This is a genomic window from Colwellia sp. E150_009 (genome assembly GCF_053543955.1).
Genome location: NZ_JBHFOM010000016.1, coordinates 18706 through 38072, shown reverse-complemented (window position 1 = coordinate 38072; position 19367 = coordinate 18706). Strand labels below are relative to the sequence as shown.

The following is a 19367-nucleotide window of genomic DNA, read 5'->3' as shown; positions in this document are numbered from 1 at the left end:
TATTTTGACATGAATTTATTTACAAAAACTGTCTTTATTAGGTCGATTCTTCATTTTAGCTAGCCGCTGAAGTGGTTCGCTGATCATGGCTGTATTATTTTCAGTTGTTGTTGCTATGATTGATTTTGCCCAAAGCGGTAATTGAGGGTTTATACGATAAAAAACCCATTGCCCATGTTTTCTGGCAGTAATAATGTCAGACTTTCTTAATAAGGCTAAATTACGTGATACTTTAGGTTGGCTATCTTCTGCTAAGGCTTCCATTAGCTCGCAAACACAAAGCTCTCCGTGATAATGCGACAGCATTAACACTTTTATTCTGATCTCATCAGTAAAATTTTTATAAAAATCGACAGGATCAAGGAGAACAAGTTGCTGTTGCTTTTCCGTTATAACATTCTTATTTACATTTGAATCTAAAGGGGTTACATCACTCGCACTTTCTATCAATAAAAACATTGATAAGCGAGTGTTTAACTCATTTAATGTTGTTGTAAAGGGAATATAACCTGAACGTGTTTTAGGATCGGGAAAATCCCACGAAAATTGCTTGTTTGCATTAGGAAAATCTCTGCATTCATTGCTGGCTCTATCACATAATGTAATAACAAAATCAAAAGTTTTTCCTGCAAAAGTATCAACCCCTTTAGGAACCAAATGGGTTGTCTCTACACCAAATTGTTTTAATGCCTCTATAGCACGTAAGTCAATGGTTTCTGGATGAGTACCCACACTAAAAACATCAAATCTATCGCCCGCTTTGTGTTTAAGTAAAGCTTCAGCCATTTGCGATCTTGCTGAATTGCCAGTACAAATAAAAAGTACACTACGTTTATTCATATCCATTTTAACAATACATCTTGAATAACTCTAAATATAAAATTTATTATATATATAAAATTTCATATATACAATAAAAATACTAACTAAATGTTGTTCACCGAACTCATTTCTATTTTTGATTCAATTAATATAGTATTATCACAGGCTTGATAGTTAAGTGACTCTTTTAATAAGAAATCACTAACAACATCCATTGCTAACAGCTACGCTAACGACTATAAAATGACAATAAAACGCAAAACTCTTTTTTGGAAGTTGTACCCCTCTTTTTTAATTATTTCATTTATTTCATTACTCGCCATTGTAATGATTGCTCTTTGGTCTTTTAAATCGTTTTATTATCAAGAGCGCGCTATTGATTTAGAAATAAGAGCAAAATTATTAGCGCCAGAATTCTCACGCCTTATTCAATCTAAAAATTACCAAGATATTCAAGAAAAAACATTAATTTTAGGAAACGAATCACTCACTAGGCTTACGATAGTGCTACCGTCAGGTGAAGTACTTGGGGATAATAAGAATAATCCTCAAATAATGGATAACCATAAAAATAGGCCTGAAATAAAACAAGCAATACTTAATGGTAAAGGTTTATCAATAAGATATAGCAACACAATATCTACTGATGGAATGAATTTTGCCATGCCGCTAATTGCGCAAGGAAAAATTATCGGTTTTATTAGAACATCAACACCTTTAGATACCTTGCAAAATGCCCTTTGGAATATCTACTATAAAGTGGCAATCGGTTTTGCTTTACTAAGTTTTATCACTATTTTTGTTAGCTGGTGGATGTCAAAATCTTTAGTTAGGCCGCTAGAAATGATAAAAGTACAAGCACAACGACTAGCAAAAGGAGACTTTTCTAGTCGTGTTCAGTTACATTCAAATGACTCTCTTGAAACAGAGCAATTAGGTCAAGCATTCAACGAAATAGCCATTCAACTGAATCAACGTATTGAAATTATTCTGAACCAACGTAATGAACAAGAGGCTGTATTCTCTAGCATGGTAGAAGGTGTTATTGCTGTAGATAATAGCAAACAAGTGCTTCGTATTAATCAAGCAGCTTATAAGATTTTAAAAATTTCTGCAAAAAATATCGAAGGTAAAAGTTTAAATAATATTATTAAAAATGATGAGTTACGTAATCTGATTATTTTCGCGCTTCAACAAGATTCTCCCGCGGGACAAGAAATAGTTATTCACCATGGCGGCGACTATGAGCAAGTACTCTTTGCTCAGTCAGCACCTTTACTGGATATTCATAAAAATAAATGTGGCACTCTTATCGTCTTTAATGACATAACCAAACTAAAAGAATTTGAATTACAACGCAAAGAATTTGTTGCCAATGTATCCCATGAATTGAGAACGCCACTGACGGCAATTCAAGGCTTGTCTGAAACATTGATAGAGTTTCCTGAGCTAGTACAAGAAAAAAGAGCTTATTTTATTGATGTTATTCATACTCATTCGATTCGATTAGAAAGCATTATTGAAAACTTACTTACCTTGTCTAAAATAGAAAAAGAAACAGAAATAGATGAAATTGATTTTGTCGATGAATCAGTTACTTTAGCCATCAGTAACGCTATTTTTCTGTGTAAAGAGAAAGCATTAAAACGGAAAATAAAAATAATTTTACACAATAGCGAAGAAATAATATTTAAGCATAATTCAGCTTTAATTGAACAAGCAATTATTAATTTATTAAACAACGCGATTAAATACAGTAATGGTGACAGTGAAATAACAATAACCGTTACGAAGCAAAACAGTAACGTAAAAATAAGTGTTGCTGACCAAGGTACTGGTATTCCTGAAGAACATTTATCACGATTATTCGAGCGTTTTTATCGCGTAGATAAAGCCCGTAGTAGGCAATTAGGCGGTACTGGTTTAGGTTTATCTATTGTTAAACACATCGCATTAGCTCACAAAGGTACCATTACAGTGAGCAGTGAAATTAATAAAGGTAGTATTTTTTCATTAATTTTACCATTAAAACATTAGGTTAAAGAAACTTTATAAATAACACAATAAATACAAATAACGCAAAGGTACATACTTATGATCTATCAGCTAGGTAAACTTTCCCCAATAATTCCAAAAAACTGTTTTGTAGCACCTAATGCCAGTGTCATTGGTGATGTGGTATTAGGTGAAAATGCAAGTATCTGGTTTAATGTGGTTATCAGAGCGGATAAGGCAAAAATTAGCATAGGAACTAACTCAAATATTCAAGATGGAAGCGTTTTACACGTTGATGACGGTTTTCCCATATCCATAGCTGAAAATGTCACTGTTGGGCATAAAGCTATGCTACATGGCTGCACTATAGGTAAAGGAAGCTTAATAGGGATCAATGCTGTTGTGCTTAATGGCGCAATAATTGGCAAAAACTGCTTAATTGGTGCCAATGCATTGGTAACTGAGAACATGAATGTTCCTGATGGGAGTTTGGTCTTGGGATCTCCCGCTAAAGTCGTTAAGCAACTTGATGAAAAAGCACAGACTATGCTGGCACAAGGGGCAATACATTACGTTGATAACGGTAATTATTATAAACAAGAATTAAAAGAAATCGTTCGTAATTAAAGCAAATAACAACGTCCTAAAACACAGCGAATACAAATTAGTTTATATGACGATAAATAACACAATTTTAAACACACTTTGTATTAGTGGTTAACTCATAAAGATTTTAATGGTAAAGTTTAGTCGTTAACGATTAAAGGAAAAAAGGAAAATAATGAAATTATATTCAACAAAAATTATGATGGCTTGTACATTCATTTTAGCAACTAATGTCGCTGCAGCTAACCCAGCAACATCAGAAAAACATGCGATAAAAGCAACTGAATTACGCCAAGCTGTTTTTAAACTGCTTGGTGCAAATATGGGTACCTTGGGCGCCATGGCAAAAGGTAAAATACCCTTTGATGCTAAAGTGATTGAAAAAAATGCAACTCGCATTAATCAATTATCATTTATGATTGACGATTATACAGCAACAGATACAAGCGCTTACAAAGTTAAAACCGAAGCATTAGCTAAAGTTTGGAATGAACGTGAAGCATTTGAAAAAAGAATCAAAAATTTATCCCTAGCTTCAGACAAATTGATAAAAATAGCGGCTTCTGGTGATGAAAAAGCCATGAGAGCAGCTATTGGCGGTGTTGGTAAAACATGTGGCGGTTGCCATGATGATTTTAAAGAAGATAAATAAGGCATAGACCCTGACACTACCTATTTATATCCAGTCAACTTGAATTTTATACTTTCAAATTGATTGGATATAGACCTTCATACTTTTCTTACACTTAATAATAAAATTCTTCCTCTATTGGTATATTCAATACCAACAGCCAATATAAAAACACAACTATCAAAAAAATAATGACCAATGCTAACAATAATTTAGATGATTTAATACTGCTAGCTTCATTATTATCAGTTGATTTATAGCCAGTAAACATTGGCACAATTAAATTGATCTTCTTAGCAAATAAATAATAGAAGATAGCACCAATATGTACTACTGATACGAACAGTATTATGTCAAAAACATTATGATGAATTAACGACATAAACTTTTGAATTGAACTATTAACACTCTCATAATAAGGGCCTGTGGTAAATACATCATCATTCATAAATAATCCACTGATTGCTTGTGATAGTATTAATAACAGCATCAAAATTATCATTAACCCACCCAGTGGATTATGTCCCACTGTAGTGTCTACTTGGTTCTGTTTTGATTTATTTAGATAGCTTAGCAGTTTTGCTTTCGTTGGAAAGAATTGTGAAAACTTAGCGTATTGTGTACCAAATATCCCCCACATAATACGAAAAATTATTAACCCTAATGTAAAATAACCAATTTTTAAATGATAATCTATTAAGTCTCTTTCACCGTTTGATGTATACCATGCAGATAAAAGTGAAATAAGCAGAAGCCAATGGAACAGTCTAACGGGAAGATCCCAAACGAATAATTTTTTTGTCATGAGTTGTTTTATTAAATATCAAAAGTCGCCTTATAATAACTAATAAAAGTGGCTAAACCTAGCCCTAACCAATACACTTATAAAGTTTTAGATTGTTTAAAACCTCGTAATAAAAAACTATTACGAGGTTTTTAAATTTAATACAGAATTTTATTTAAAAAGCGTAGCTTAGTGCAATATTAACAGATCGTCCTTGGCCTGCTATTTGCTCAAATCCATTAGCATTATCTTGTCTATATCGAGCAACACTCACTCCACCTAACGGTAGTTGATAGTATTCATCAAGTAAGTTTGCCACTTCTAAACTTACTGTTAACGCATCCCATGACGCTTTTGTACTTAAATTAACTAAATGATAACTATCCGTTTGGTTTTCAAAACGGTTATGATCAACACGTGTTTTATTGTCGACCCATTCCCACGTTAAGGCGTTTTCAAATTTACCTATTTTCTGATGAAGTCCTAATTGAGTTTGCAAAGGTTTTATTTGATATAAAGACTGGTTAGTATCATCACGTGTTCCACGCGTATTAGTTACATTAGCTTTTAACTGAAACTCACCAAGTTGTTTAGACTCATAAATACTTGCCAACAAATCAATTTTCACACCATATAATTTAGCATCAACATTAGTTAACTGTAGTGCATTTCGGTCAGAACTTTCAACATCAGTCGTATTCAGGTTTCTAACAACATCAGCATCAATATAATCATTTACATCGGTATACCAAGCATTAGCACTAACACGCCAATCATCATTTTTTGCAGATTTAGTATAAGTAGCACTAAAGGTATGTGCTGTTTCAGGATCCAATTCAGGGTCACCAATATAGCCATTACCATCCCCATACCAACCAATCATTCTGGTGGCCATGCTGCCAACACCCCAGCTATATCGCTCGTATAAACTCGGCGCACGATTTTTACGCGCAATACCAAATTGCAATTCATCATTATTCGTAATTTGGTAGCTTAACAACACACTAGCATCAACTAGGGTATCATCACTTTCTTTATCAAGAGCATTAAATTTTTCAGCTGCATCAGCATCATTGGGCGCCATTGACATTCCCCCCATTCCTCCCATACTCATGCCGTTATTGTATGATTGCACATTATCAACCTGGGTATGTACATTTTCAACACGTACACCAGCATTCAACCACCATTTTGTGTCTAGCTGATTTTCATATTCAGCAAATGCGGCTACACGTTGTCGTTTACCATTATTGATATTAATGTAATCGTTAGGGCCCATCATCATTGAACCTTCAATGCCTGGCCACCAATCATCAAGGCTATAGTCAAAATACTCTTGGCCAAGTAATAGTGTACTGTTGTTTGCTAAATTTAAACGCCATTTTAATTGATAGCTCACATCTTCAGCATCAGTTTCCATAGGCATCATGCCCATTTTTTCAGGTGTGAAAAAACCCATTTCATGTTTTACACTATGCCAATTAAGTTGCCCCTCAAATTCACTATTTTCTAGCTCTCGCTTATATTGAGCAACCACACCATAACTGGTGTTATCAACCATATCCATGTATTGATTTGCAAAGCCTTGATACGGAATTTTTTGATGTGTTAACTTCACTACAAGCTGTTGCTTTTGATCGCGCACTGCCGCGGTTAAACTATGATTTTGAGCACGATATAAGGTATCAATTACTAAATCACCGTTTCCGTCTTCATAGCTATCAGCATCGGTAAAAGCACCCTGATAATTAAGACTAAATGTGTCACTGGCTAAACGAGTACCAACACCAATAGAACGTCCATCGTCAATACTACGATATCGCGCAGAAAGATAACCAGAATGCCATGCAAAGTCACTGCCTTCACTATATTTAGGTGAAATAGAATTGACGCTGATGACACCTGCAATATTATCTCCACCAGCACTTACTGGCGAAATACCTGCAACAACACTATAAGAAGATATTTGATTTGATGAAATATAAGAAAGTGGTGGGTTCATATGATTAGCACATGCTGCTGTAACGTCAGCACCATCAACTAATACTTTAATTCGTTCACCCATCATACCATTTAAAATAGGTAAATTAGAAACACCGCCAGCAGCCGAAAAATCAACTCCAGCTTCGCTTAATAAAGACTCTGATGAGCCTAATTCCAAATGTGAATTTTGTTCCTGTCCATGCACTTCAATAACTTCTAATGAATTATCATCATCAGCAACAACAAACGGGGATAATATAGCACTAATCATCAGTGCTATAGGTGATATTAAATGCTTAACTTGAGATTTTTTTTCATTATTCATAATAATTTGAACCACGGTTAAAAAAGTGGCTAAATTATATAATTTTGTGCTCCTTTACACCTGTGACATAACGTCGCGGTTTAGCAAAAACATGACATAAAAACTTGATTTAAATCATAAAATTAAGTAACAAATATAAACTTAATAAACGCCACCTGCATTGTATATTATTATTTTTTACTGAATATTGATCTCAGTAGTAAAACTATCTTTTCATGTGGTTGTTTCTGCCTTGGTCTTTTATATTAATAATCACCTTAAGTTGGCTAATGATAAGCATCAAAGGTAATTTCACTGAATTCAAATCAAGCTAACTTACACTAATTTAATCTAACTTCAGCTTCGTTTAACAAGTAGCATAGCTGTTTCATGATGCGCATGAACAAAAGCTTTAATGTTAAGCACGGACAAAGCATTTTTTTCTTCAAGGGTATTAACTTTAACAATCAAATTGGCTTGTGGGTAATAATCTAAAACTGCCTCACAAATTATTTGCTTATTTTTTAGGGTATTAACAGTAATAATAATACTATTCGATTGTTCTACTTTCAGAGATTCCAACACGGGTATTTTATCTAAATGACCAAAATACGCTTTATAGCCCCTTTTTCTTGCTAACAAAACGTGTTGTAAATTGTCAGATATAATCAAAAAATCAATTTCTTTTTTAGTTAGCTCTTTCGCAACAATTCGCCCTAGAATTGCAAAACCACAAACAATGGTGTGATTGCTAATGTTAACTGGCGATATTTTATCTGCTTCAAAAAATTCAACAACAAACAGGGAGGCAATTTTATAAATGTTGTTAATCATAAATGGCGTTAGCAACATAGATAATACTGTAATTAATATTAAAAAATTACCCAGTTCACTTTGCAAAATATTTTGATTTACTGCCAAAGCAAAAATAGCAAACGAAAACTCACCTATTTGACAAAGCGCAAGTGCCGATTTTATTGCATCACTTTTGTTAGCATTTTTTCTAATAATAAAATAGATAATAATTGCTTTAATAGTCATCACGAGCAAAAGAATACCCAGCACTAAATATAAATTACTAGCAAAATAAAAAATATCAATTTTAGTACCAATAGAAAAGAAAAATGCGCCTAACAAGAGGTCTTTATAGGAGGCAATATCTGACTCAACTTTAATATGAAAGTTAGTTTCAGCAATAATCATCCCCGCAATAAATGCACCTAACGAATAGGTAAAACCCAGTTCATGGGCGAATAATGAGGCACCTATCACTATGGTGAAAACAGAGCTTAAAAACAACTCTTCCATTTTTGCAGTAGAAGAGAAATGCAGCAACCAACCAATAATTTTTTTACCCAAGGTAAACATAAAAACAATAATAGCCGTGGCATACAGAAATGTTTTTAATAGAATATCTACCATCGACATTTCATTATTCGATAAGAAGCTCATTAATAATAAAATAGGAATAACGGCTAAATCTTGAAAGACTAAAACGGCAACCGATTTTTCACCATAAGGCGTTACTATATCTTTTGATTTTTTCAAATACGGTAAAACAATGGCTGTTGAAGATAAACTAAATGAAAGTGAAATAATTAACGATGAAATAGCGTCAAGTGAAAAGACATAAAAAGCGACAGAAAAAATTAAAAGTGAGCTAAAAGCAACTTGTAAAAAGCCATTGATAAATATCAAATGTTTCATTTTATCAAGTTTAGAATAGGACATTTCCAAACCTATCGTAAACATAAGAAAAACTATTCCAAACTCACCGATTAAATCTAATGAATGAAGATCATGACTACCATTAAAATCAAACAGCGTACTAACAATAGTACCCGTAATGATATAACCAATAATATGAGAAATAGAAAATTTAGTTAATACTATATTTAGTACGCTAGCTAGCGCTAATGAAATAGTAATAATAACAAGTATAGAGTCCATTTTACTTCCTTAATGAACATCAACAGCCGTCTATACTACTCGTTATACAGAAGACGGCTAAGTTGAAGCAGATATTATTACTACATCTGCAAAAATTGCACCAAAAAGTGCACGGTTATTTGAATTAATTTCCTTTTTAATATCAAAGTATTAAATTTATTTTTGTGAATTTTTGATTATGGTGAATATCATTGCATCAAATTGATGCGCACTTGTCATTAAATGCACCAAAAATGCATCTTAAGTATATAAAATTTTAAACTGTTTATTTTTCAGAAATCCAAAGTTTAATATGCCCTTTTACCACCACAACATCATTAATATCATAGGCAGTTACTTCAACAAAAAGATCACCAACTTGCCACTTCTCTGAAGTTACTTTTGCTACACAACGTATATCAGACCCAGCCTTGGCTGTATAATCGAGTGACATTCCTTTAGGTATCCAACGCAGATGCTTTGGTATAGACGCTTCGGTCATTGTCCCCATTGCCATCTCTAAACCATTGCAAATAGCAATAACATGCACCGTTTTTATATGATTATGAACATTTTTAGTTTTTTTAATAAAACATTCACAATAATTAGGTCTTAATTCAGTAATAAGTGGCTTAATAGTACTAAAATAAGGCGCTATTCGCGCCACCATAATAGAGAATATTTTATGACCAAATGGGAGTCGCGTTACTCTTTTATAAAGCGCCATTACTTTAGTTGGTTTTTCTTTTGCCATGTTTACTCTTCCTGTTAATGTTAATCTGGTCGGATGAGTTTAACACTATTTATCTTAGATTCAACAGACATTAAATAACAGCAATAAAGTTTAATAAGCAGATTAGCTTTGCTGATATAAACATAATGGCTTTTGAGTAACACTATTTAAACACATTGAAGAACACTACATAGTTAAACGTCGTGCTTGATGCAGTTTTTTATAACTATCAATTAATCGCAAGTGTTTATCTAATCCTTCAAGTTTCATACTAGTTTTAGTTAAGCCATAGAATCGAATGTCGCCCGATACTGAGCCAACAACATTCTTCATGTTTTCTTCACCAAACATACGGCTTAAACTGTGAATAAAATCATCTAGTGCCAAATCATCATCTAGCATAATTTCAAGCACGGCGTTAATTGCCTGGTAAAACAAACCTCGTTCAACCGTATTGTCATTGTATTGTAAAAATTCCCCTACTAAATCCAATGCGTCTTCAAGTGCGCCGAGTGCTAAACAAATAAGAATTTTTAATTCTAAAATCGTTAATTGTCCCCACACCGTATTTTCATCAAATTCAATGCCAATTAAGGTGCGAATATCAATGTAATTATCTTGCTGGCTATCTTCTAATCGTTCAAATAAACTTGCTAATGCTTCATCACTTAAACTATGAAGGCTCAAAATATCGGCACGGTATTCTAATGCTTTGTTAGTGTTATCCCAAATAAGATCTTCAACTGGATACACTTCTGAATAATTTGGCACTAAAATACGACAAGCTGTTGCCCCTAGTTGATTAAACACCGCGATATACGCCTCTTTACCGAGACCGTTCAAAATAGCAAATAAGCTTTCGCACTCTTGCTCATTCGTGCCTGAAAAATCCCATTCACAAAACGGATAGTCATGCTTAGCACTAAAGAATCGCCAAGAAATAACACCTGTTGAATCGATAAAATGTTCTACAAAGTTTTCTGGCTCTGATACTGCCATACTATTAAAGGTTGGTTTGGGAACATCGTTTAAACCTTCAAAGCTACGCCCTTGTAACAACTCTGTTAAACTACGCTCTAGTGCTACTTCAAAGCTAGGATGAGCACCAAATGAAGCAAATACCCCACCCGTTTTAGGATTCATAAGCGTGACACACATCACAGGAAATTGCCCACCTAATGAAGCATCTTTCACGACAACAGGAAACCCTTGCGCTTCTAAACCGTTAATTCCCGCTAGAATACTTGGGTATTTTTCTAGTACCTGTTGTGGAACATCAGGCAACACAATCTCTTGTTCTATAATTTGTCTTTTTACTGCACGTTCGAAAATTTCAGATAAACATTGCACTTTTGCTTCAGGTAAATTATTACCTGCACTCATACCATTACTCAAAAATAAATTTTCAATTAAATTTGATGGGAAATACACTGTTTCACCATCCGAATGGCGTGTATAAGGAATAGCGCAAATACCGCGTTCAACATTACCTGAGTTAGTATCAATTAAATTAGACGCCCGTAATTCATTTTCAGGATCATAAATTCCTAAACAATAATCATCTAAAATACCTAACGGTAATTCATCATCGTTTTCTGGTTTAAACCACTTTTCATTTGGATAATGAACAAAATCACTATTGGCGATGTCTTCGCCTAAAAATTGATCATTGTAAAAGAAGTTACAATTAAGACGTTCAATAAACTCGCCCAGAGCAGAACAAAGCGCACTCTCTTTTGTTGAACCTTTACCATTAGTAAAACACATAGGAGACGCTGCATCACGAATATGTAAAGACCACACATTCGGTACAATATTACGCCAAGAAGATATTTCTATTTTCATTCCTAAAGAAGCCAAAATTCCCGTCATATCAGCAATCGTTTGCTCAAGCGGTAAATCTTTACCTAAAATAAAAGTGCTTGTGTCATCATCTGGTTGCCCCATTAACATTGCTTGAGCATCTTCTTCAAGGTTCTCCACTGTTTCTACTTTAAATGTAGGCCCTGTTTGCACAACCTTTTTAACCGTGCAGCGATCGATCGATCGTAAAATACCCTGCCTATGTTTGTCAGAAATATTTTCAGGCAATTCAACTTGAATTTGGAAAATTTGTTTGTAGCGATCTTCAGGATCAACAATATTATTTTGTGATAAACGAATATTTTCAGTAGGAATATCACGAGATGCACAATAGACTTTAACAAAATAGGCAGCACAAAGTGCCGATGAAGCTAGAAAGTAATCAAAAGGGCCTGGCGCTGAACCATCCCCTTTATAACGGATAGGCTGATCAGCAATAACCGTAAAATCATCAAATTTAGCTTCAAGTCTAAGGTTATCGAGAAAGTTTACTTTGATTTCCATTAAATAGTTCCATAGTTTTTGTTGCAACAAAGTGTTTAAACTAAACCTGTTTATAGATTTAGCTACCCTTCTTTGGTGCATTATGCATAATTGCACTAATTATCGTGTTTTTTGCTGCAATAGTCTTGGAAAATATATCGAAAATAAAGAAATAATTGTTCTATAAAAATAGACTGACGATAATTAAGAACTATCACGTGTATTGATGAAGTTTATTAAGTTATTGATATGAGTACTGTAGTTAAAATATTGATAGTCTAGTTCTATAAATACGTTTAGGTGATTGAGACTCAAAAGGGAAAGACTTAAAAAGAAAAATGCAGCTCAAAGAACTGCATTTTTGTAACTAGCTTATAATGCATCCTGCATTGTATTCAGTTTTCTCATTTCATCCATGAAAGACTATCCCTAGTATATCCGTTAAGTAAATTCTACTCATTGTCCTAAGCGCTATATCCATATATTTCCATGCTATTGCTATCCTTAGTCTTATCGTTTTATTTCCTATAAAACGAGTTGTGTCTCCCAGACATTATCTTCCTGACTTCAATTATCCATAATTGACCACATCCATGTTCATATCATCCTTCAGCGAAGTCCTCTTCACTCGACTTAATCCTTAAGCCTCCTTACATTCATTCCCTTAATATATTTCCATTAAATAATCATTACTTAAGTAAAATATTTTAATAGAGATTCCTTCTCTATGTCTCCCTGACAGGATTAATAATACGCTTTAAAAAATATTTTGGGATATCAATTAAAAAAAATTTTTCATGTAACAATTTTGTAAAATTTATATTAATTTTTTTAATTAATATATTCATACACTTAATTTTAAACTTGATTTTTTCCTTCAAAATAACGACAACATGTCTTACGGTCTTGTAAGATATGTCTTACATTTTTTTTGGCAAATGACTATAGAGCGGTTTAATTGAAAAAACGACTGCCGATGGAACAACAGTCGTTCATATACGTTGTATAATAATTAATTGTTAGTATCAGGGCTAAATCGAAAAAAACATAACCATACAACTTCATTGAAAATAGCATATGAAGAAGTCTGGTTCATATGCTATTTGTCAATACCCCAACAACGTGTTACATATTGTATTTAAATTTTAAGTAATACATTCCACCATTAATCCCCATAGGAGAAAATTCAGGATATTTAGCACCTAAAATACTACCAAAAGGATTTTCGTCTGGAAATTCATTAAACAAATTACTTGCACCTACCGTTACTGACATATTATCACTTAGTGAATAACCAAGTTCTAGATCCACTGTTATTTCTGAACTAGGCTCAAAGGCAAATCCGCCATATGATACATGAGCGATATAATAGTCACCGTAATAATTAACTCTGACAAGAGCACGCCAGTCACCTTGATTATGAGTAAAATTTATATTTCCTCTAATATTTGGTAAGCCTTCTTCTAACGTTCTAATACGAGTTTCATCTAAAAGGTTGCTTGATGAACCTTCAACCTCAGTATCGGTCCAGTTTGCTACTAAGCTAATATTAGAGTCACCTCCAAATACATCAAAAGGATATGATGCAACAAGATCAACACCTTTTGTGACTGTGTCAAAATCATTTGTATAATAGCGGAAGTTAGCAAATTCTGACGCGCCAGCAATTCCTTGATTCTCTAAACCAATAGCTTCTTCTGGAGTTAAAGATATAAAGTTTGATACAGCAATTCTGTCTTCAACATCAATGTTGAAATAATCAATTGTTATTGAAAGGTCATCAAAATTCATAATAGTACCCAAAGAAAAACTTTTAGACTTTTCGGGTTGTAATTCTGTTGCACCAAACTTAACAGCTAAATCAGTTGTTGGAGGAATAAGACCACTATTTACAATCACGCCATCTTGTAAAACACTACTCACATTACTTATATTTGCTTGTCCTGGAGTTGGGGCCCTAAAGCCACTAGATATTGTACTTCTAAAAGCAAATTGATCATTCATATCCCAACGTAATGATAATTTACCATTTGTCGTTGTTCCAAAATCCTCAAAATCTTCCCACCGTCCAGCCAAAGCTATAAGTAAATTTTCAGTTACATTCGCCTCTAAATCGAGATATAGGGCAATATTTGATCTATCCCAATTACCAGCACTGACTTCACTAAGACCAATATATCCTTGTGAGCCTGAGCTAAATCCTTGATTTGACAAGGGACCAATATTGTATGATTCTGGATCACCCACTATTGCTTCAAACTGTTCTTCACGCCATTCAAAGCCACCTGCAACATTCAAATCAGAGTCAAATATATCAACTACAACAGGGTAACTTAAATCAATATTTATATTTTTTTCAAGTTGAATATAAGTGCCCGCATCCATATTTAAAGGTGTTTGGGGCCCATACGATGCATTAATAGATTCAACTGCAAAATCAATTTCACTATAACCAGCCCCAACACTAATATCATAATATAAATCCCCACCTTGATAATCACCTTTTATGCCCATAACACCAGATAAGTCAATAACCTCACCTGTCATAGTCGGTGTAAAACCGCCAGGGAATTGTTCATTGAATACAAAACAATTAGCGCCAATATCAGTCGTATTATCCATAACTTGGCTTAAACCAGTACTATCACCAGCCAAAAATGTTGGGCAAGTAATACCGTTATCAATACCGTCTAAGTCAGCAACAAGATGGTTATCTCCTTGGGTAAATACACCTTCTTTAGAGTTTGGATTTCTATAATACAAACCAGACTCAGAAACTTTATTAGCATAATTACCAAAAGCATAAAAAGTACTGTTATCATCCATTTCTGCAGCAGAGTTAATGGTTAATTTTAAATCTTTATGAACTTCAGGAGATCCCCATATTTGGGCAGGGCTAGCAACATAAGTATTGCCCGCATCAATTAATGATTGTGCATCATCTCTTTGTAAAGAACGATCGGTAGGATCTGATTCGCCATATTCAGCACTTAAATTTAAAAAGCCAGCATCGGTTAAAGGTAACCCTATGTTTCCTGCAAATTGATAATTCTGACCATCACCTTCATAAAATTGACCAACTTTCACTTCAAAAGTACCACCTTTGGAAGCATCTTTTAATGCAAAATCCATAACACCAGCAATTGCATCAGAGCCATATTGTGCAGCAGCGCCATCTCGTAAAACGGAAACTTGTTTTAACGCTATTGCTGGAAATGCCGATATATCTGGCCCTTGAGCGCCATCTGAAAGTCCAGCGCCATAAAAGGCAATGACAGCAGAACGATGACGACGCTTACCATTTAATAGTACAAGCGTATGATCAGGGGCAAGACCTCTTAAATTGGCAGGTCTCACAAATGTCGCTGCATCACTAATCGGCTGCGCACTGACATTATACGATGGAACAACAGTTCTTAATAAATCACCAATATCATTTGAGCCTTGATTTACAAAATCCTCACCTGATATAACATCTACAGGTGCTGCAGTGTCTAATGAACCACGACCTTGAACACGAGATCCCACAATAGATATTTTTTCTATTTCCTCGACTTTTGCTGAGCTACCTTCAAACTCATTTGCATACAGATTAGTAGAAAAAGTACTAACTATAGATGTTGTTATTGCAATAGCGAGTAAAGTTTTTTTAGTTTTCATGTTTCTCTCTCTTTTTATTTATTCCCAGCGGTTAATATACATACACCACCAAGTATTACAATATATGATGTTTTTGCACTTTTTAATGATTAAAAGTCATAACAAAGAGTGAGTGCTATCAAAATAATAAATTATAGAAATTAATATTATTTAACCTCAGCTCGGCTTAATAAATGTTCTTCTAGCAGCTATTTTTACTAACTTCGGCGTTAAATTCACTTGCAATAGACCAGCTATTAACGCGTAAATTTGCCTTGAATTAAGTAAAACTATCAAGCTAGAAGAGAATCAAAAATTTAATGTTTATTTTTCAGTAGGTTAACTATATCTTAAACCGAGCTCAGGTTATTTAAGTAGATTCAATAATATTTTTAATAATTTTAATCATTTTATTCTCTTGCCAATTAGTTTTATAAACTAGTGCAAAGGAAAAACTGATTGTTGGTGTAAAGGGCTTAACAACTATATTTTCGCATTGTAAATCATTCACCGTTATCGGGTTTATGACACTGATTCCTACATTATTACTTACCAATGAGCATATACTTGCCAAGTTAGCTTCCGTTTTACTTTTTAGTTGAACATTGCTTTCAGAAATTAAATGTAACAACTGATCTGCAGCAACATTAGGTTGATTAGGTACTAAAACATTGCATCCTTTCAAGTCATGCAGTTTTATTTCTTCATGTAATGCTAAAGGATGGTCCTTAGGCATTACACAAACAGCTTTCGTCTCCATTATAGATTCAATATGCAGCTGCTTACTTTTTACAGGAAGGGTAACAAAACCAACATCAAAAGAATCTGACTCAACTGCATTCATAATTTCATTACTTGATAAAACATCAAAATAAACATTTAACTTAGGGTTTATTTCAAGAATTTTAGAAATTATTTCTGGAATATAGCCAAATGCTAATGCAGGAATGGCTGCAATTCTAAAACGAGACGCACCGAATTCTCTCAATGCTAAAATACTATGTTTAGTTTCTTCCAGATGATGCATTAATCTTAAGACTTCTTTATATAACTCCTTTGCTTCAGGTGTTGCTATAAGCCCCTTTTTTTCCCTAATAAATAAGTCAAAACCAATATTTTGTTCAAGTACACTTAATGAACGGCTAACACCAGATTGTGTTATCCCTAATATTTTGGCTGTTTTTGACGCTGTTCCATTTTCAAATAATGTTTTAAAAATAGAAAATGACTTCATTGAATTTAAATTTATATTATTCATGACTTTTACTCATCAATTATAGAAAACCCATCATATATTGACATACATCAAATATTCAACATAAACTCTTATAAAATATATTATTGACTATTAATTTAAATAATAAGCTGCGTAGCTAAGCTATAAATAAAGTAATAATAGCCACACTTTCATAGGTGCATTCAATGCGAAATAAAAAAAAGAACATGGCAAATAAAATTTCAAGCTTTGGGGCTATTAGTGTCATGTTATTTCTTATGATCGCTATCGCTGCACAAGTATTTATTTTTGACAACAGTGGTGCTATTCACATAACTCTAATCTTAGTACTCTCTTATACGGCTTGTGTTGCATTGTTTTTTGGTTATAGCTGGAAAGAAGTACAAAACGGAATACTGCACGGTTGCCAAGTTGCCATGCTCCCCATGCTTATTCTTATGATGGTTGGCGTATTGATCGCAAGTTGGATTGCAGCAGGAACTATTCCAGCATTTATTTACTATGGCATGTTATTTCTTTCTCCTACTTACTTCTTATTTTCCGCATGTTTTATTTGTTGTCTTGGCTCTTTGTCCACAGGCAGTTCATGGACAACTTCAGCTACATTCGGTGTCGCTTTTATGGGTATTGGTTTTGGGCTTGGCATTTCACCAGCAATCACTGCTGGTGCGGTTATTTCAGGTTCAATTTTTGGGGATAAAATGTCGCCATTATCCGATTCAACAAATTTAGCTGCAGGTATTGCAGGAGCTGATTTATTCAAACATATAAAAAGTATGCTTTACTCTACAGGCCCAGCAATTTTATTAACCTTAATAACCTTTTTTTTCTTAGGCTTAAACATTTCACCAGATGCAACTATTGATAAGGGAGATATTGATGCAATGCTAACAGGGCTTAGCGATAATTACTCACTGTCAGCTATTACTTTTTTGCCTCCCGTATTAGTAATAATAATGGCAATTAAAAAGTTTGAAGGTCTACTTGTTATGTTTGCCGCAAGCTTTATTGGAGTGTTAATTGCTATTTTTGCGCAGAATATGTCAATTAACGAAATGTTTACTGCAATGAATTATGGTTATCAATCTAAAACAGGTATTGAAAATATTGACAACCTACTTTCACGAGGTGGTTTACAAAATATGATGTGGACAGTCTCTTTAGGTTTTATCGCATTAAGTCTTGGTGGCTTAATGGAAAAAACCAAAATGCTCGAAGTTTTATTAAGTAACATAAAAAGCTTAGTCCAATCTGTCTGCGGTTTAGTAACTACTCACGTTATTTTCTCCATTGTTGTGAACTTTCTCGGCGCGAGTCAATTCCTTGCCATCATCATTCCTGCGCGTATGTTATTACCAATATATAAAGAAAAGCACTTATTACCTGAGGTGTGTTCAAGAGTCAGTGAAGACTCAGCAACAGTCACATCTCCACTTGTACCTTGGGGATTGGGAGGTGCTTATTTTTCAGGCGTTCTAGGCGTTTCTACGCTAGATTATCTACCTTATACTTTTTTAGCTTTTTTCGCTCCGTTAATGACCATTCTATTAGCCTATAACAATAAGTACATGTTTACAGAAAGTGATTACGATGTCGCTGTTACTAGCACACTTACAAAATAGTACTTATAAAACTCAACACATTAATTTTTATTTTTATCTGGAAAAACTATCTATGAATAAACTGATTGCTATAGAAGACGTTGTTGCAACAATCCCCAATGGTGCAAGCATTATGGTAGGAGGTTTTGGAAATCCTGGAACACCATTTACTTTAATAGATGAATTACTAAAACAAGGACAACGTAATCTCACTATTATAAAAAATGATGCGAATGAGGCCTCTTTGGGTATTAGCAAACTCATAGAAAATGGACAAATTGATAAATTAATTACGTCACATATTGGGTTAAACAAAACCGTCATTGATATGATGAACGAACAAAAGGTTAAGGTAGAATTTTATCCCCAAGGAATACTAGCTGAAAAAATAAGAAATGCTGGTGCGGGTTGCTATGGTTTTTTAACTGATATTGGTTTAGATACAGAAATAACTGATAAAGCTTTACTAATAGAACATCAAGGTAAGCAATTAAGAATTGAGTCTGCTTTATACGCAGATTTTGCTTTCATTCACGCTAAATTATCTGACCGCTATGGAAACTTAGTGTATGAAAGCTCGGCAATAAACTTCAATCCGTTAATGGCAATGGCTGCGAATAATGTCATTGTAGAAATATCTCACTTAATTCCTAGTAGTCAATTAACCCCTGAACACATCCACACACCAAGTGCTTTTGTTAATTCAATTGTAAACCTAGAACTATCCAGTCATAAAAACAAACTAGCGAGCATTTAA

The 19367-nt window shown here is 33.8% G+C and carries 13 protein-coding genes; 5 read left to right on the top strand and 8 right to left on the bottom strand.

The features are described 5' to 3' along the window. Positions 1 to 15: 15 nt before the first annotated feature. Complete coding sequence (locus ACE1OF_RS09200) at positions 16 to 840, bottom strand: metalloregulator ArsR/SmtB family transcription factor (RefSeq protein ID WP_448894080.1); 825 nt, start codon at positions 838 to 840, stop codon at positions 16 to 18. A gap of 225 nt (positions 841 to 1065) precedes the next feature. Here ACE1OF_RS09200 and ACE1OF_RS09195 point away from each other — a divergent pair, with 225 nt between their 5' ends. The 3 genes from ACE1OF_RS09195 to ACE1OF_RS09185 all read left to right on the top strand — a co-directional run bounded on the left by ACE1OF_RS09195 (position 1066) and on the right by ACE1OF_RS09185 (position 4075). Next, entirely contained in the window at positions 1066 to 2859 is a 1794-nt protein-coding gene (locus ACE1OF_RS09195) for an ATP-binding protein (protein ID WP_448894035.1), read from the top strand. 57 nt (positions 2860 to 2916) lie between these two features. Further along, positions 2917 to 3444, top strand: a complete 528-nt coding sequence (locus ACE1OF_RS09190; protein WP_448894033.1) for a gamma carbonic anhydrase family protein — start codon at positions 2917 to 2919, stop codon at positions 3442 to 3444. A gap of 154 nt (positions 3445 to 3598) precedes the next feature. After that, positions 3599 to 4075 carry a c-type cytochrome gene (locus tag ACE1OF_RS09185; RefSeq protein ID WP_448894032.1) on the top strand — a complete coding sequence of 159 codons (477 nt, stop codon included), beginning with the start codon at positions 3599 to 3601 and terminating at the stop codon, positions 4073 to 4075. A gap of 94 nt (positions 4076 to 4169) precedes the next feature. Here ACE1OF_RS09185 and ACE1OF_RS09180 read toward each other — a convergent pair whose 3' ends face one another. The 7 genes from ACE1OF_RS09180 to ACE1OF_RS09150 all read right to left on the bottom strand — a co-directional run bounded on the left by ACE1OF_RS09180 (position 4170) and on the right by ACE1OF_RS09150 (position 17030). Beyond that, complete coding sequence (locus tag ACE1OF_RS09180) at positions 4170 to 4859, bottom strand: cytochrome b/b6 domain-containing protein (RefSeq protein ID WP_448894031.1); 690 nt, start codon at positions 4857 to 4859, stop codon at positions 4170 to 4172. A 154-nt stretch (positions 4860 to 5013) separates the two neighbouring features. Then, complete coding sequence (locus tag ACE1OF_RS09175) at positions 5014 to 7146, bottom strand: TonB-dependent receptor plug domain-containing protein (protein ID WP_448894030.1); 2133 nt, start codon at positions 7144 to 7146, stop codon at positions 5014 to 5016. 336 nt (positions 7147 to 7482) lie between these two features. After that, on the bottom strand, positions 7483 to 9075 hold the full coding sequence (locus ACE1OF_RS09170; RefSeq protein ID WP_448894029.1) for a cation:proton antiporter domain-containing protein: 1593 nt from the start codon (positions 9073 to 9075) through the stop codon (positions 7483 to 7485). 265 nt (positions 9076 to 9340) lie between these two features. Continuing rightward, positions 9341 to 9808 carry a hotdog fold domain-containing protein gene (locus tag ACE1OF_RS09165; RefSeq protein ID WP_448894028.1) on the bottom strand — a complete coding sequence of 156 codons (468 nt, stop codon included), beginning with the start codon at positions 9806 to 9808 and terminating at the stop codon, positions 9341 to 9343. 165 nt (positions 9809 to 9973) lie between these two features. Continuing rightward, positions 9974 to 12154 carry an OsmC domain/YcaO domain-containing protein gene (locus tag ACE1OF_RS09160; protein WP_448894027.1) on the bottom strand — a complete coding sequence of 727 codons (2181 nt, stop codon included), beginning with the start codon at positions 12152 to 12154 and terminating at the stop codon, positions 9974 to 9976. A gap of 1104 nt (positions 12155 to 13258) precedes the next feature. Then, positions 13259 to 15793 (bottom strand): TonB-dependent receptor plug domain-containing protein, encoded by a 2535-nt coding sequence (locus ACE1OF_RS09155; protein ID WP_448894025.1) that lies wholly within the window; start codon positions 15791 to 15793, stop codon positions 13259 to 13261. Between the two features lie 349 nt (positions 15794 to 16142). Beyond that, the gene (locus ACE1OF_RS09150; RefSeq protein ID WP_448894024.1) at positions 16143 to 17030 is read right to left on the bottom strand and encodes a LysR family transcriptional regulator; all 888 of its coding nucleotides are present in this window, start codon (positions 17028 to 17030) and stop codon (positions 16143 to 16145) included. A gap of 164 nt (positions 17031 to 17194) precedes the next feature. Between ACE1OF_RS09150 and nhaC the strand changes: the two genes are divergently transcribed. Both nhaC and ACE1OF_RS09140 read left to right on the top strand, forming a co-directional pair. Further along, entirely contained in the window at positions 17195 to 18631 is a 1437-nt protein-coding gene (gene nhaC / locus ACE1OF_RS09145) for a Na+/H+ antiporter NhaC (protein WP_448894023.1), read from the top strand. Positions 18632 to 18683: 52 nt separating this feature from the next. Continuing rightward, on the top strand, positions 18684 to 19367 hold the full coding sequence (locus ACE1OF_RS09140; RefSeq protein WP_448894022.1) for a CoA transferase subunit A: 684 nt from the start codon (positions 18684 to 18686) through the stop codon (positions 19365 to 19367).